This is a genomic window from Campylobacter gracilis, assembly GCF_018374135.1.
In the GTDB taxonomy this organism is placed as follows: Bacteria; Campylobacterota; Campylobacteria; order Campylobacterales; family Campylobacteraceae; genus Campylobacter_B; species Campylobacter_B gracilis_A.
The window spans coordinates 38,527-53,282 of sequence record NZ_JAHAFS010000009.1 but is presented as its reverse complement, the minus strand read 5'-3'; the positions used below and the strand labels follow the sequence as shown (position 1 = coordinate 53,282).

Here is a 14,756-nt window from a genome sequence, read left to right as displayed (position 1 = left end):
GGCAAAATTTTATAAATTTAGTCGCATTTAGTCGCTGCGCCGAGTAAAATGCTATAATCGGCGCCAAATTACGGGAGGCGAGATGGTTTTTGACGAACTTATGGATGCGCTGGCGCAAAACGGCTGGCAGATGCGGCGCAGGGATGAAATTTGCCCGCCGCAAAGCGAATTTTTGGGCGGCAGATTTAAAAATTTAAGCGAAGATTTTTACCGCTTCGTTTGCTCTTTTGAGACTTTGCATGACGCTGCGGACGCCGTTTGGTTCGTGTCTGCCTGGGATTATGCGTCGTCAGGCGCGGATGAGGCGGAATTTTGTTACGAAGATTTTGAAAAAGACAGCTTAGAGTGCGCGGCTAACGATGAGCAAAGAGCCGCCGTGAGCGCGTTTTGGAGCGGGTGCTTGCCGTTTTTGTTTTCGGTCAGAGGCGAGCGCTGCTTCGCGGGCATCCTCACGAAAGGCGCGGACGCGGGCAAGATCGTATTCGGCGCAGAACCGATCTATGAGGATGCCCTGGTCATTGCGCAAAACTTCGAGGAATTTATCGCTCTTTTCCTCGCCGCGCTCACGGACAAAAGCGCCGCGAAATATCCGCTTTCTTGTTTTGCGTAGCAGCATGCAATACGAACAAAGCGGTACTGCGAGCGCGAGTAAAACAGCGGGCGGGGTGCGAGTAAATTTTAGCCTCGCGCAAAATCTGTGCCGCAGATCATATCGGAGAGTAAAATTTCGCTCGATGTTTAGAGCAAAGCGCGGGGAAAAACGGCGCCGCAAATTATACGAGCCAAAAACCCGCCCGATGATTTGTAATAAATTTTGAGTTTAAATTTTACACGCTTAGGCCAAAGGCTTCGGCGCCTCCAAACAAGCCTCGGCCGCAGAAATTTTGATCTAAAATTTAAGCAGCCCGTCCTCGTCAAATTTAAAACCGGGCCCCCAAACCACCTCCCAGTAGTATCCGTCCGGATCGGCAAAATACGCGTGGTATCCGCCCCAAAACGCATCTTGGGGCTCCTTGACGATGGTGCCGCCCGCCTTTTTTACTAGCTCTATGACGCTAGCTACGTCCTCTTTGTTTTTTACGTTATAGGCTAGCGTGATGCCGCCAAATCCGCTGCCTCTGGGCGGATCGTTTTCGTTGATATCTCGTGCCAGCGCGCCCAAGGGATAGAGCTCAAATTTGGTTCCGGGCGTTTTGAAAAAACATACCGGCGGGTCGTCGTCTTTGCAATCCGTCTTAAATCCTAGGCCGTCTCTGTAAAATTTCAGCGCCCTTTGCATGCTTCGCACGCCTAGGCAGATGCAGGTTATTTTATTCATTTTTGCCTCCATAAATTTTAACGTATCTATTTTGGTTTCTTGTGCCGTATTCAAGCCTGCGCTCAAACAAGCCGTCGCCGCGCTAACCGAGCGCGCCGTTCGAACTTTTTAATCGCCGATCATTAAAATTCTAAAATTTCGCTTCCAAGCTCGGCGTTAAATTTTAAAATTTAAACCGCCCTTTTCTAGCCCACAAGCTAACTCAAAGCCCGCACCTTACGACTCAAACGAGCAAGCCTTTAGGTTTCCGCCCGCTAAGCCCTTTTTAAACCACTCTTTGCGCTGCGCCGAGGTGCCGTGCGTGAAGGAATCAGGCACGACGCGGCCGCTAAATTTGCGCTGCAACGTATCGTCGCCGATCGCGCTGGCGGCATTTAGCGCCTCGTCGATGTCGCCCGCCTCCAGCACGCGCCCTGTTTTTGCGAGATAGTGCGCCCAGACCCCAGCGTAGCAGTCCGCCTGTAGCTCGACTTTGACCTGAAGCGCGTTTTGCTCGGCTTCGCTGCGAGCGCGCCTTTTTAGAGTGGCGACCTGCTCCAGCGTGCCGACTAAATTTTGGACGTGATGCCCCACTTCATGCGCGATGACGTAGGCCTGCGCGAAGTCGCCGCCTGCTTTGTATTTGTTCGCAAGCTCGTCGAAAAAGCTAAGATCGAGATAAATTTTACGATCTCTCGGGCAATAAAAAGGCCCCGTCTGCGCGCTCGCAAAGCCGCAGCCGCTTGCTATCTGATCGCGGAAAAGCCGAAGCCCGGGCTCCTCGTAGCGCGCGCCCGCACTTTTAAATATCTCGCCCCAAACGTCTTCGGTTTGGGCCAGCACCGCCGAGACGAAGGCGAGCTTTTCTTGCTCCTGCGGGCTATCGGTCGGCTCTCTTTGCGTGCTGGCGCCTCCGTCTAAAAGCGCTAAAGGGTTGTAGCCCATAAAATACGCCACCACGCCGATTACGAGCACTATGCGCCCGATCTTTGAGCCGAGCAAAAACCTAATGATCGGAATCAGCATCCCAAGCGAGCCCGAGCTCGTGCGCATGCTGCTTGCGCGGTCATCCTCTATATTTGAGCTTCGTCTGCCGTCTTGCCATTTCATGTTTTTCCTTTAAAATTTTTGAGCCATTATACTAAAATTTTAAAAAGAGCGCCGTCTTACTTTTGCAAAAACAGTGCGCGCGTAGCGAAATAAATCTGAAATTTTGCTTATTTTAAATTTCTTTTAAGCTGTTTAAAATTTTAAATTCTATATAATCGCCCTTTTTAAATTTATAAAGAAAGGAGAATTTGTGGCAAAAGACGACGTCATAGAGATCGACGGCAACGTCATAGAAGCGCTGCCGAACGCGACTTTTAAGGTCGAGCTGGACAACAAACACGTGATTTTATGCCATATCGCGGGCAAGATGCGGATGCACTACATCAAGATAATGCCGGGCGATCGCGTAAAAGTCGAGCTGACTCCTTACAGCCTCGATAAAGGCAGGATAACATACCGCTATAAGTAAGGATAAAGTTAAATTTAGATATACTCGCGATTTTGCGACTAAACTGTAGGAAGAAGTGTTTTCAAAATCCCCACTATTTTGAAAACAGTTGGTTTGATACTTTCGCTTTTGAAATTTCATTAAACCTAGGTGCAGTTTGCATTTAAAGTGGAGAAAATTTTAGGAGAGTGGAATGAAGGTTCGTCCATCCGTTAAGAAAATGTGCGACAAATGCAAAATTGTCAAGCGCAAAGGTGTTGTTCACGTTATTTGTGAAAATCCAAAACATAAACAAAGACAAGGATAAGTTATGGCTCGTATCGCAGGTGTAGATCTACCAAAGAAAAAAAGGATTGAATACGGACTAACTTATATCTACGGTATAGGTTTATTTACGTCGAGAAAAATTCTCGATGCGGCAGGAATTTCTTACGATAAAAGAGTCGCCGATCTGAGCGAAGACGAAGCCGCCGCTATCAGAAAAGAGATCCAGGAGCACTATATGGTCGAAGGCGATCTTCGCAAACAAGTGGCTATGGATATAAAAGCGCTTATGGACTTGGGCGGCTATCGCGGCTTAAGACACAGAAAGGGCCTTCCGGTTCGCGGTCAAAAAACAAAAACGAACGCCAGAACCAGAAAAGGCAAACGCAAAACCGTCGGCGCGGCAGCTAAATAAGGATTGAGATATGGCACAAAAAAAAGTAGTTAAGAAAAAAACCGTCAGAAAAAATATCGCCAAAGGCATAGTTTACATCTCCGCTACGTTTAACAACACTATGATAACCGTAACGGACGAGATGGGTAACGCGATCGCGTGGAGCAGTGCAGGCGCTTTAAATTTTAAAGGCAGCAAAAAATCCACCCCTTATGCGGCGCAGCAAGCCGTCGAGGACGCGCTAAACAAAGCCAAAGAACACGGCATTAAAGAGGTAGGCGTTAAGGTTCAGGGTCCGGGAAGCGGACGCGAGACCGCCGTTAAAAGCGTAGGTAGCGTAGAAGGGATTAAAGTTACATATTTCAAAGATATCACTCCTCTTGCGCACAACGGTTGCAGACCGCCTAAACGACGTCGCGTGTAATTATAAAAGGAGAAATTTATGGCTAGATATACAGGACCGGTTGAAAAATTAGAAAGAAGGCTCGGCGTCGATCTATTTATGAAAGGCGAGAGAAGGCTTGCGGGCAAGAGCGCGCTTTTAAAACGCCCTTACGCTCCGGGTCAGCACGGACAAAGACGCGCCAAACTAAGCGAATACGGCTCACAGCTTCGCGAGAAACAAAAGGCTAAATTTATGTACGGCGTAAGCGAGAAGCAGTTCCGCAGGCTATTTGCCGAAGCGGCTCGCAGAGAGGGTAACACCGGAGCGATTTTGGTTCAGCTTTTAGAGCAGAGGCTAGATAACGTAGTTTACCGCATGGGCTTTGCTACGACTAGACGATTTGCGCGCCAGCTCGTTACGCACGGACATATCTTAGTAGACGGCAAGCGCGTCGATATCCCTTCGTACTCCGTCCGCGCAGGACAAAAGATCGAAGTGATCGAAAAAAGCAAAAATAACCCGCAAATTTCAAGAGCGCTGGATCTTACGGCACAAACCGGCATCGTAGCGTGGGTAGACGTAGAAAAAGAGAAAAGATACGGAATTTTTTCTAGAGTTCCGGAGAGAGAAGAAGTTGTTATTCCTGTAGAGGAAAGATTTATCGTAGAGCTTTACTCGAAATAGTAGGTGCTAATATGAGAAAAATCACAACATCAGCTCATATGCCAACTGAAATAAAGGTTGAGAATGTCAGCGAAAATGTTGCTAAAATCATAGCATATCCCTTTGAAACGGGATATGCCGTCACTCTAGCTCATCCTTTACGAAGGTTACTTTATACGAGCACGGTCGGTTTCGCGCCGACTGCGGTTAAAATCGAAGGCGTAAGCCACGAATTCGACAGCATGCGCGGTATGCTCGAGGATATGGCGGCTTTTATCATAAATTTAAAGGGCTTAAGATTTAAAATCAAGGGCGATTCCCTGCGCGAGATCGTAGAATACAGCTTTAAAGGACCTAAAGAAATTTACGGCAGCGACCTAAATAACGACGCCGTAGAGATCGTAAATCCAAGCGCTTATCTAGCTACGATAAACGAGGATGCCGATCTTAAATTTACGCTCATCATCGAAAAGGGTATCGGCTACGTCCCAAGCGAAGAGATCAGAGAAAATTTAGACGCTGATTTCATCGCGCTGGATGCGTTTTTTACCCCGGTAACTAAGGCTGTTTACGACATCGAAAATGTCTTTGTAGAGGATAATCCCGACTACGAGAAAGTAGTCTTTACGATCACTACCGACGGTCAGATCAGCGCGATAGATGCGTTTAAAAACGCGCTTGAAGCGATGTATCAGCAGCTGGCGGTTTTCAAAGGTATCGTAAATATCAGTGCTGCGGATACTTTCGGTAGAGCGATCCCCGCAAATTCCGAGTTTGCAAAGCTTTTTGAGAGCGTTAGCAATCTAAGCTTAAGCGCACGAAGCTTTAACTGCCTGGATCGCGCGGATATTAGATTTATCGGTGAGCTAGCAATTATGGAGGAGAGCGAGCTTAAAGACCTTAAAAATTTAGGCAAAAAATCGCTTGAGGAGATCAAAGCCGTAATGGAGGAGATCGGTTATCCTATCGGCAACCAAGAGCTCGGCGATAAAAAAGAGCAGCTAAAACGCAAGCTTGACGAGCTGAAGGCCCAAAGACAAAAGAATGAAGGACAATAAATGAGACATAATCACGGATATAGGAAGCTAGGGCGCACTTCGTCTCACCGTGCCGCCCTGCTTAAAAATTTAACCATCGCTTTAGTTACTAGCGGCAAGATCGAAACTACGCTTCCTAAGGCAAAAGAGCTAAGAAGCTACGCCGAGAAGCTGATCACTCGCGCGCGTAAGGGCGACAGTGAGGCGCATAGATTTGTTTTCGCGGCGCTTCAGGATAAAGCTGCCACAAATAAGCTAGTCACCGAGATCGCTCCAAAATACGCAGGCGTAAACGGCGGCTACACTCGCATCATCAAAACTCGCCTTCGCAAGGGCGACGCTGCTGAGATGGCTTATATCGAGCTAATCAGCAAATAAAATTTCGGGATCACTCCCGAAATTTCTTCTATGAAATTTAAAATTTTACTTCCGCTTGTTATCGTCGCTGCGGGCTTGGCGTGGGCATTGGACAATTATCTTAGCTATAAAAATATCGAAACGATCAACTCTGAAATTCCGCTAAAGCAGGCATTGGACGGCGAGCAAATCTCTAAAATCCGCGTCTATAAATCCAAACGAATTCTTGAAATTTTGACCTCAAAAGGCGTCGCGAAAAGCTACAAAATCGCCCTCGGACGCGAGCCTGAAGGACATAAAGAGGTTCAAGGCGACGGCAAAACCCCGGAGGGCAACTACACCATAAACGGCAAAAATCCAAACTCGGCGTATCATCTAAATTTAGGCATCTCCTATCCGAACAAAGCCGACGTAGCCCACGCAAAATCCCTCGGCAAGAGCGCAGGCGGCGATATCAAAATCCACGGGCTACCGAATAAATTTAGCTACCTAGGGCAGAGTATCGCGGCGTTCGGCGACTGGACGGAGGGCTGCATAGCACTCGTCAATGACGATATGGACGAGCTTTTTAAGCATGTAAAAATCGGCACGCCGATAGAAATTTTGCCGTGATTGCACGTGCCTGCGCTAAAATTTCACAGCCGCGATCGATATAAAACGTAGCGTAAATTTCATCTGCGAGCTTCAAAACAATATTCGCCGCCCGGGCTTTTGTAGTCGCAAAATTTACATTAAAAGCAGGATTGTTTTTCTAAAAAATTTAATCGTATCGGCGCTTGTCCTAATTAAATTTAGATAGTTCCGCCTTAAATTTTACCTACCGCTCAAGCAAAATTCATCCCGAATTTAGCCGTCAGCTGGGTTGAAATTTCATCCCAAATTTATAGCGCAAATAGTCTAAATTTAAATATATGCAAGCCTGATGATTTGCGAGTTTCGTCCTTGCTGAATCGATAAAATTTTAAAATCATAGTTCCGGCCGCCCGCGCCGTATAAAATTCTTTGCGATCTATGGCACAAAATCGGCGTCCTCGCGCAAAATTTAAGATTAAATTTCATCCCCGATAAGCCTTTTTTTATCGCTTTTGGATATAATTCGCCAAAATAAAAACAAGGAATTTTAATGATACCATTTACAGATGAAGAGCTTCTAGCCCCGGTACAAGATAGCTTAGAGCTAATCCGACCGATGCTGCAAAACGACGGCGGCGATATACAGCTTTTAGGCATAAAAAACGGCGTCGTCTATGTCCGCCTTACCGGGCATTGCCACGGCTGCGCCGCAAGTGCGCAGACCCTAAAATACGGCGTCGAGCGCCAGCTTCGCATGGATATCCATCCAGAGCTTAGCGTCGTAAACATCCCCGAAGGTGAAGAGTTTGAACTATAAAAAACTAGGGCTAAAGGCCTTTTCGCGCGGAGAATTCGAGCTCGCTAAGCTATATTTTTCGCTCGCATACGAAAAAAGCGGCGAGGAAGAAATTCTATTTTTGCTAGAACTTTGCCAGACCGCGCTGGCAGACCGCGAAGAGGCGCTTATGCTCTTTGATTTTTACAACCTCAGCCCCAAAACTCAAACCGCGGAGCTTTTTAAAATTTTAAACTCCATCAACGAAAAGATCGCGAACGAAGCGGCCTCCGAACCCGGCGCCGAGGATGAGATTGCAGTCATTGCTTATGCCGATTTTATGCGCGCGGTAGGCCAAAGAGGCTTTAAAGACGCCTTCGAATCGATCATTTTTTCATCCAAAATCGCCATTTCGGATAAAACCGAGATGATAGAATTTTTAGAAAATTTGATAGAAAACGGCTACTACGAAATGGGGCTTAATTACGTCGAGAGCTCGGCTGCCGCGTATGCAGGCGATGAACGCTTTGAAGCGCTGATGCAAAAAATCAAAAATCATGAAAATACGACTCGAAAATAGCTTTATCACCGACAACTCCGCCGAATGCGAGGCGGGCTACTTTTTTATGCGCACGAGCGCGAACGCTAAATTTCAAGCTGAAGCGGCGCAAAAAGGTGCGCAGATCATCTCTATCGCACAAGCAAAGGAGCTTTTAAAGATTGATCCGCGCATCAAAATCGTAGGCATTACGGGCACGAACGGCAAAACGACGACCGCGGCGGCGATCTATTCGACGCTGCTGGATCTGGGCTTTAGCTGCGGTCTAAGCGGCACGCGCGGCGCCTTTATAAACGAGCACAGGATTGACGAAAAGGGGCTTACGACGAGCTCGGTTTTTAAGACGATGAGCTATCTTTACGAAGCCAGCAAGCAGGGCTGCGAGTATTTCGTCATGGAGGTTAGCTCGCACGCAATCGCGCAAAATCGCATCGAAGGGCTAAATTTTGCGCTTAAAATTTTTACGAATTTAAGTCAAGATCATCTCGATTATCACGGCAGCATGCAAGAATACGCCGCGGTCAAGAGCTCGTTTTTCGCAGACGACGCGCCAAAGCTCATAAATGCCGACGACGGACATATTAAATTTAACCCCGCAAACGCCCTTACCTACGGTATCAAAAACGCCGCAAGCTTCGCCGTGAGCGGATACGGGCTAAAGGGCGGCATCGACGCGCTCGTGCGTACTCCAAACGGCGATAATGCGCAGCTTCAAAGCGATCTTATCGGCGAGTTTAATCTCTACAACCTTACCGCGGCGTTTGCGGCGGTTAAAATTCTAACCAAGCTGCCGAACGAGGAGATCGCAAAAGCTATGGCAAACTTCGGCGGCGTCGAGGGTCGCGTGCAGATCGTAAATAAAAACCCGCTTGTAATCGTCGATTTCGCTCATACCCCGGACGGCATCGAAAAGGTGCTAAACGCGCTACGCGCAAGCGGCGAGATTATCGCGGTTTTCGGCGCGGGCGGCGATCGCGACCACGGCAAGCGTCCGAAAATGGGCGCCATCGCGGAGCACTTTGCTAAAATCTGTATCGTTACGAGCGATAACCCGCGCAGCGAGGATCCAGACGAGATCATCGAACAAATTTGCGCCGGTATGCGCCGAAAAGATAAAATTTTAAAGATCGCGGATCGCAAAGAGGCTATCGCGCGCGCGCTAGATCTTGCCAAAAACGGCGAGATGATCGCTATTTTGGGCAAGGGCGACGAAACTTACCAGGAGCTCAAGGGTGTGAAGCACCCCTTCAGCGATAAGCAGGTCGTGAGCGAGCTCGTCGCGGCGCGAGGCGAGTCAAATTTAGACTAAATTTTAAAGGACGGCCGATGAAAATCGAAATTTTATCAAGCAAAATCCACCGCGCGCGCGTGACGGACGCCAACCTCAACTACGTAGGCTCGGTCACTATCGGACCCGAGCTCATCGAGGCTGCAGGGCTTTGCGAGTACCAAAAAGTCGAGATCCTAAACGTCAATAACGGCGAGCGCTTCGCCACATACGTGATTCGCGGCGAGAAAAAGGGCGAGATCTGCCTAAACGGCGCAGCCGCGCGCAAAGTCTGCGTCGGCGACATCGTCATCATCGTAGCTTACGCGCAGATGAGTGCCAAAAAATCGAAAAATTTTGAACCAAAAATCGTGCAGGTAAACGAAAAAAACCAAATAACGGAGTAAAAATGTTCGAAGGAATGGATTTTTCGAAAATGGGGCAGATGCTCGATCAGATGCGGGCCAAGGCTAAGCAGATCGAGGAGGAGAATGCGCGCAAGGAATTTACCGTAAAATCTGGCGCGGGCATGGTCGCCATCAAGCTAAACGGTGCGGGCGAGGTGCTTGATCTAAGCATCGACGACAGCCTCTTTAACGACAAAGAGAGCTTGCAGATACTGCTAATTTCGGCGATAGGCGACGCGATAAAACTCGTCGAAAATGAAAAGAAAGGCGCCGCAGCGTCCATGCTAGGAGGGCTCGGCGGCCTAGGCGATCTGCTCGGCGATAAGGGTTAAGCGCAGTTCAAAATCGTTGAAAGCAGGCTTTTTAGAGAGGATGACTGCTTTGCTTAGCGAACGGTTTGGATTTTACGGGGCGAGCGGCTTCTGTAGCGAACTAAATAAAGCCCGATTTTATAAGGCGGCGTTAAATTCAGATTCTGTGGCGATAGGGTTTGCATAAAGCACAGTTCGCTTGATTTGACGCGAGGTTATTAAATTTTAACCTTAGCAAATCGGTCAAATTTTACGGGCGGCGCGAGGGCAAATTCTAAAATTTCGGCGAGCTGCTACGCTGCGGCGCAAAGTAAAATTTAGCCCGCACGGCTTAAATGCAAAGCAGGCGAGCCATTGCGCGACATCCGCGAGCAAATCTAGCTAAGATGCGGCTCAAAAAAGCGGAGCATCCTTCGCCGCACGCACTGCGTAAAGCTAGGGAATTAAAATTTAAAATTTTAAGCGGCATGATTGCTTTTACGCGGCGTACAAACGGCTCACGACAACAAAGTCTAAGCTGCGCGACAAAAAGGCATTTGAAGGGCGCGAATTTGCATTCGTCAAGGGCGCGCCCAAGCAGAGCAAATCAAAACCGCAAGGTAGGATCGATGGATATTTTAGAAAAATTTAAAGATTACTTGAAGCGCAACGAGCTGAAGGCGCCGAGCTTTCATCCGTACTTCGAGGAGGCGCTCAATTACATGCTGCAAGCGGGCGGTAAGCACTTTCGCGCGCAGCTGCTACTAGGCGTCGTCTCGGCGGTGGATGAGCGGCGCTTTGAGGGCGCGCTGGCGATCGCGATGGCGCTTGAGATGATCCACACCTACTCGCTCATACACGATGATCTGCCCGCGATGGACGATGCGGATCTGCGCCGCGGACGGCCGAGCCTGCATAAAAAATACGACGAGGTCACGGCGATTTTGGTGGGCGACGCGCTAAATACCGACGCGTTTTTGATCGCCGCGAGCGCGAACCTAAGCGACGAAATCAAGATAAAATGCATTAAAACTCTAGCGCGAAATGCAGGCAGCGGCGGCATGGTGCTCGGTCAGGCGATCGATTGCCGTTTTGAAAACAGCCCGTTAAAGCAAAACGAACTTGAGTTTTTGCATCTGCATAAAACGGGCGCGCTCATCGCAGCGGCGTTTGAGCTAGGCGCCATAATCGGCGGGTTAAAGGACGAGCTTGCGCATGAGCTTTATAAAATCGGACTGAAGCTAGGTCTCATATTTCAGATCGAGGATGATATCATCGACGCCACGAGTGACGAGGCAAGCGCAGGCAAACCCGTAGGGGCGGACGGCGCGAAAAATTCCTTTGTAAATTTACTAGGTCTTGCGGGCGCGAGGAGCTACAAGCAGCGCCTAATAGACGAGGTAAGCGGCGCGATGGCGGGCTATGACGAAAGCCTGCGCGATTTGGTTTTAAATTTGATAGAAAAATACCTGAAAGGATGAAAAATGTCGAGCGAGCAGCTAAGTAAAATTTCAAACACGATCAAATTTCTAAGCGCGGATATGATCCAAAGCGCTAACTCAGGCCATCCCGGCACGCCGATGGGGCTAAGCGACGTAATGAGCGTCTTTATGAGCAAGGTCTGCCACAACCCCAAAAATCCCGCGTGGCTGAACCGCGACCGCGTCGTATTCTCGGGCGGACACGCAAGCGCGCTCGTGTATAGCTACCTCTATCTTAGCGGATATGATTTGAGCATGGACGATCTGAAAAGCTTCAGGCGCCTGCACTCCAAAACCCCGGGCCACCCGGAGATCACTACCCCAGGCGTCGAGATCGCTACCGGGCCGCTCGGACAGGGCGTCGCAAACGCAGTCGGATTTGCGATGGCCGCGAAATACGCCGCGCATCTGCTAAACGAGGAAGGAAACGAGATCATCGATCACCGAGTCTATTGCTTCTGCGGCGACGGCGATCTACAGGAGGGCATCAGCTACGAAGCGTGCGCGCTTGCAGGCAGACACAACCTCGATAATCTCACGATAATCTATGATTCTAATGGCATCACGATCGACGGCAGCACCGATATCGCCTGGTTTGAGGACGTGAAGGTGCGATTTGAAGCGCAGGGCTTTGAGGTCGCGCGCATCGACGGGCATAATTTCGATCAGATAGAATTCGTCCTTGACGAGGTCAAAAACAAAACCAAACCCTACCTCATCATCGCAAATACCACGATCGGTAAGGGCGCGCTCGAGCTTGAGAGCACAGCCAAGACGCACGGCGCTCCGCTTGGAGAGGAGCTGCTTGCACGCGCCAAGCAAAGTCTGGGCTTTGATCCCGCTCAAAGCTTCGTCGTAAGCGAGGACGTGCTTTTTGAAACGCGCGCCGCGGTTGAGAGGGGTGATTTAGAAGAGCGGCTTTGGAAGGAGAAGCTTGCGAAGCTAAGCGATGAAAAAAAAGCGCTTCTAAACGAGCTTTTAAATCCCGATTTTAGCAAGATAGAATTTCCCGATTTTAGCGGGCTTAAGGTCGCCACGCGCGATAGCAACGGTAAAATTTTAAACGCCATCGCAAACGCAGTGCCCGGCTTTTTGGGCGGAAGCGCCGATTTGGCGGCGTCGAATAAGACCGAGCTAAAAGGCGGCGGCGACTTTCCGTGCGGCAAAAATTTACACTTCGGCATCCGCGAGCACGCGATGGCGGCGATCGGCAACGCCTTTGCGAGATACGGGCTTTTCATCCCGTTTAGCGCGACGTTTTTTATCTTCAGCGACTATCTCAAAACGGGCACTAGACTTGCGGCGCTAATGGGTTTGCGCCACTATTTCGTCTTCACGCACGACAGCATCGGCGTAGGCGAGGATGGACCTACACACGAGCCTATCGAGCAGCTTAGCACCTTCCGCGCAATGCCAGACTTCTACACTTTCCGCCCCGCAGACGGCAACGAAAACGTAAAATGCTGGCGCACGGCGCTTGCTCTGAATGCCCCTGCGGCGTTCGTCTGCTCGCGTCAGGGACTTGAGCCGCTACCTAAGGCGGTTTTGGGCGACGTGCAAAACGGCGCGTATCTGCTAAGGCAGAGCAAAGAGGCGCAAATCACGCTCATCGCAAGCGGCAGCGAAGTCTCGCTCTGCCTAAAAGCGGCGGCGATATTGCAAGAGCAAGGCATCGGCGCAAACGTCGTCAGCGCGCCGTGCTTCGAGCTTTTGTGCGAACAGAACGCTGATTATCTGGCGCAAATCCTGCAGGCGCAAACTAAAATTTTAGCCGTCGAAGCCGCAAGCGCGCTTGAGTGGTATAAATTTGCAGACGCGGTACACGGCATGCGAAGCTTCGGCGAGAGCGGCAACGCGAGCGAGCTATTTAAGCTTTTCGGCTTCACCGACGTCGCGATCGCAAAGCAGGCCAAAGAGCTTTTAGAGCAGTAACGGCAAAGGACGAAATTTGAGCGAAAAAATCAAAATTTCATATTTAGACGGATTTAAAATTTATGGGTTAAAAGCCCGCACGAAAAACGCGGACGAGCTGGGCGGGAGCGGTAAAATTCCTGCGCTGTGGGCGAAATTTATGAAAGAGTGCTATGACGGGCAGAGCGAGATTTACGGCGTCTATTATGATTATGAAGACGGCGCCGACGGGCTTTACAATATCTTTATCGGCGCTAAAGCGCCCCGCAGCGACGAAGCCTTGGAGATCAAAAGCGGCAAATACGCCGTTTTTAGTTTCCCAAATGAGCCGCAAAACGTAGCAAAGTTTTGGGGCAAAATTTGGAGCTTTTTTGAAGCCGGCGAACTAAAAAGAGCGTTTGGAACGGATTTTGAGTTTTACGGCAGAGACGAGGTCAAAATTTTCATCTCGGTTTTGTAGGGCGGCGCATGAAATTTATAAACGGCGAGTGATTTTTCGCCGCCGCGACGATGAGCTTTTGCGTAAAATTTCATCCATAAAGCGGTAAAATTCCGTGCCCAAAACTACGCACGAAATAAATTTTATGCCGAAAGCGCGCCGTACCTTAAGCCGTGGATTTAAAATGAAATCTAAATTTGCGCCGTTAAATTTCAACCTCCGCCCGCAAATCAGGCGAAATTTCACGCGGAATTTCATTTTTAAATCTGTTATTAAGCCATTTTTGGCTTAAATTACATTTTCATTCGGGTAGATGTCCGAGCGGTCGAAGGAGCGCGCCTCGAAAGCGCGTAAGGCGTCAGCCTTCTAGGGTTCGAATCCCTATCTACCCGCCATCCATTCAAATTTCACCCAATACTTTGGAGTTAAGATGAGCAATAAACTCCTTTCGATGAGCCTGCAGGAGCTGTGGCGGCTCTTTCCGATACGTCTCGTGCCGCACGATCTGCGCTGGGGCGTTTGGTTTAGACAGGAGCGCGAAATTCTGCGCGGGCTGCTGCGAGACTCTGGCGAGATCAAGATCCACCATATCGGCAGCACCGCAGTAAGCGGGATCTGGGCGAAGCCGATCGTAGATATTTTGATCGAGTGCTTGGATATTACCGCAGCCAAACAGCGCCTGATAGACGCGGACTATCTGCTAATGAGCGAAAGCGAGAGCCGCTGCAGCCTAAATAAGGGCTACACCGAAGCGGGATTTGCCGAGCGCGTTTTTCACGTGCATTTGCGAAATTTCGGCGATGCGGACGAGATATTTTTTAGAGATTTTTTGCGAGCGAATGCGGATATCGCCGAGCGGTACGAGGCGCTTAAATTAGAACTTTGCAAGCGGTTCGAGTTCGACCGCGACACCTACACTGCGGCAAAAAGCGAATTTGTGCTTAAATTTACGCACATCGCTAAAGAAAACTCGAAATAGCCGCGCGAATTTGATCCTCTGCATAGAGGCTCGCTAGCTAAAAGCGATAAAAAAGACTAAATTTCACAAACAAAACGGAGGGCTTGCGCCGCATCCCGTGAGCTTATTTTTATAAAATTTTGACCGTAATTTCAAATTTAAAGAGCGACCACCCAGCTATCGCAGATACAATTTTACAAA

General features: G+C 49.2%; 20 protein-coding genes and 1 tRNA gene. 19 read left to right on the top strand and 2 right to left on the bottom strand.

Annotated elements, in window-relative coordinates:
- The first annotated feature begins 82 nt into the window (after window positions 1-82).
- Window positions 83-610: a hypothetical protein gene (locus tag KH703_RS05585; RefSeq protein ID WP_304294810.1), complete on the top strand. Its 528-nt coding sequence runs from the start codon at window positions 83-85 to the stop codon at window positions 608-610.
- 279 nt (window positions 611-889) lie between these two features.
- Here the strand turns inward: KH703_RS05585 and KH703_RS05580 are convergent, their stop codons facing one another.
- Together KH703_RS05580 and KH703_RS05575 are read right to left on the bottom strand one after the other, a co-directional pair.
- The gene (locus tag KH703_RS05580) at window positions 890-1,318 is read right to left on the bottom strand and encodes a VOC family protein (protein ID WP_304294808.1); all 429 of its coding nucleotides are present in this window, start codon (window positions 1,316-1,318) and stop codon (window positions 890-892) included.
- Window positions 1,319-1,534: 216 nt separating this feature from the next.
- Window positions 1,535-2,407, bottom strand: a complete 873-nt coding sequence (locus KH703_RS05575; RefSeq protein WP_304294806.1) for a neutral zinc metallopeptidase — start codon at window positions 2,405-2,407, stop codon at window positions 1,535-1,537.
- Between the two features lie 190 nt (window positions 2,408-2,597).
- Here KH703_RS05575 and infA point away from each other — a divergent pair, with 190 nt between their 5' ends.
- The 18 genes from infA to KH703_RS05485 all read left to right on the top strand — a co-directional run bounded on the left by infA (window position 2,598) and on the right by KH703_RS05485 (window position 14,576).
- Complete coding sequence (gene infA, locus KH703_RS05570; RefSeq protein WP_005869854.1) at window positions 2,598-2,816, top strand: translation initiation factor IF-1; 219 nt, start codon at window positions 2,598-2,600, stop codon at window positions 2,814-2,816.
- A gap of 172 nt (window positions 2,817-2,988) precedes the next feature.
- Window positions 2,989-3,102 carry a 50S ribosomal protein L36 gene (gene rpmJ / locus KH703_RS05565; protein ID WP_005869855.1) on the top strand — a complete coding sequence of 38 codons (114 nt, stop codon included), beginning with the start codon at window positions 2,989-2,991 and terminating at the stop codon, window positions 3,100-3,102.
- A gap of 3 nt (window positions 3,103-3,105) precedes the next feature.
- Window positions 3,106-3,474, top strand: a complete 369-nt coding sequence (rpsM, locus tag KH703_RS05560; protein ID WP_005869856.1) for a 30S ribosomal protein S13 — start codon at window positions 3,106-3,108, stop codon at window positions 3,472-3,474.
- A 10-nt stretch (window positions 3,475-3,484) separates the two neighbouring features.
- Window positions 3,485-3,877, top strand: a complete 393-nt coding sequence (gene rpsK / locus KH703_RS05555) for a 30S ribosomal protein S11 (protein WP_177387174.1) — start codon at window positions 3,485-3,487, stop codon at window positions 3,875-3,877.
- Window positions 3,878-3,895: 18 nt separating this feature from the next.
- Window positions 3,896-4,522, top strand: a complete 627-nt coding sequence (gene rpsD, locus KH703_RS05550; RefSeq protein ID WP_005869858.1) for a 30S ribosomal protein S4 — start codon at window positions 3,896-3,898, stop codon at window positions 4,520-4,522.
- Between the two features lie 11 nt (window positions 4,523-4,533).
- A complete protein-coding gene (locus KH703_RS05545; protein ID WP_304294794.1) occupies window positions 4,534-5,559 on the top strand; it encodes a DNA-directed RNA polymerase subunit alpha in 1,026 nt (341 codons plus the stop codon).
- Window positions 5,560-5,916 (top strand): 50S ribosomal protein L17, encoded by a 357-nt coding sequence (gene rplQ / locus KH703_RS05540; protein WP_005869862.1) that lies wholly within the window; start codon window positions 5,560-5,562, stop codon window positions 5,914-5,916. It abuts the gene before it with no gap.
- A 30-nt stretch (window positions 5,917-5,946) separates the two neighbouring features.
- Window positions 5,947-6,507: a murein L,D-transpeptidase family protein gene (locus KH703_RS05535; protein ID WP_304294792.1), complete on the top strand. Its 561-nt coding sequence runs from the start codon at window positions 5,947-5,949 to the stop codon at window positions 6,505-6,507.
- 511 nt (window positions 6,508-7,018) lie between these two features.
- Window positions 7,019-7,285 carry a NifU family protein gene (locus tag KH703_RS05530; RefSeq protein ID WP_304294791.1) on the top strand — a complete coding sequence of 89 codons (267 nt, stop codon included), beginning with the start codon at window positions 7,019-7,021 and terminating at the stop codon, window positions 7,283-7,285.
- Window positions 7,275-7,823: a histidine kinase gene (locus KH703_RS05525; RefSeq protein WP_298026507.1), complete on the top strand. Its 549-nt coding sequence runs from the start codon at window positions 7,275-7,277 to the stop codon at window positions 7,821-7,823. The genes KH703_RS05530 and KH703_RS05525 overlap by 11 nt, the downstream gene beginning before the upstream one ends.
- Entirely contained in the window at window positions 7,801-9,111 is a 1,311-nt protein-coding gene (locus KH703_RS05520) for a UDP-N-acetylmuramoyl-L-alanyl-D-glutamate--2,6-diaminopimelate ligase (protein WP_304294788.1), read from the top strand. The genes KH703_RS05525 and KH703_RS05520 overlap by 23 nt, the downstream gene beginning before the upstream one ends.
- Window positions 9,112-9,128: 17 nt before the next feature.
- A complete protein-coding gene (gene panD / locus KH703_RS05515) occupies window positions 9,129-9,476 on the top strand; it encodes an aspartate 1-decarboxylase (RefSeq protein ID WP_304294787.1) in 348 nt (115 codons plus the stop codon).
- A gap of 2 nt (window positions 9,477-9,478) precedes the next feature.
- Complete coding sequence (locus tag KH703_RS05510; RefSeq protein ID WP_304294785.1) at window positions 9,479-9,808, top strand: YbaB/EbfC family nucleoid-associated protein; 330 nt, start codon at window positions 9,479-9,481, stop codon at window positions 9,806-9,808.
- A gap of 587 nt (window positions 9,809-10,395) precedes the next feature.
- Window positions 10,396-11,247: a polyprenyl synthetase family protein gene (locus KH703_RS05505; RefSeq protein ID WP_304294784.1), complete on the top strand. Its 852-nt coding sequence runs from the start codon at window positions 10,396-10,398 to the stop codon at window positions 11,245-11,247.
- Between the two features lie 3 nt (window positions 11,248-11,250).
- A complete protein-coding gene (gene tkt / locus KH703_RS05500; protein WP_304294783.1) occupies window positions 11,251-13,179 on the top strand; it encodes a transketolase in 1,929 nt (642 codons plus the stop codon).
- A 28-nt stretch (window positions 13,180-13,207) separates the two neighbouring features.
- Entirely contained in the window at window positions 13,208-13,618 is a 411-nt protein-coding gene (locus KH703_RS05495; protein WP_304294875.1) for a GyrI-like domain-containing protein, read from the top strand.
- A 286-nt stretch (window positions 13,619-13,904) separates the two neighbouring features.
- Window positions 13,905-13,992, top strand: a tRNA-Ser gene (locus KH703_RS05490).
- 35 nt (window positions 13,993-14,027) lie between these two features.
- The gene (locus KH703_RS05485; protein ID WP_304294782.1) at window positions 14,028-14,576 is read left to right on the top strand and encodes a GrpB family protein; all 549 of its coding nucleotides are present in this window, start codon (window positions 14,028-14,030) and stop codon (window positions 14,574-14,576) included.
- Window positions 14,577-14,756 lie beyond the last annotated feature (180 nt).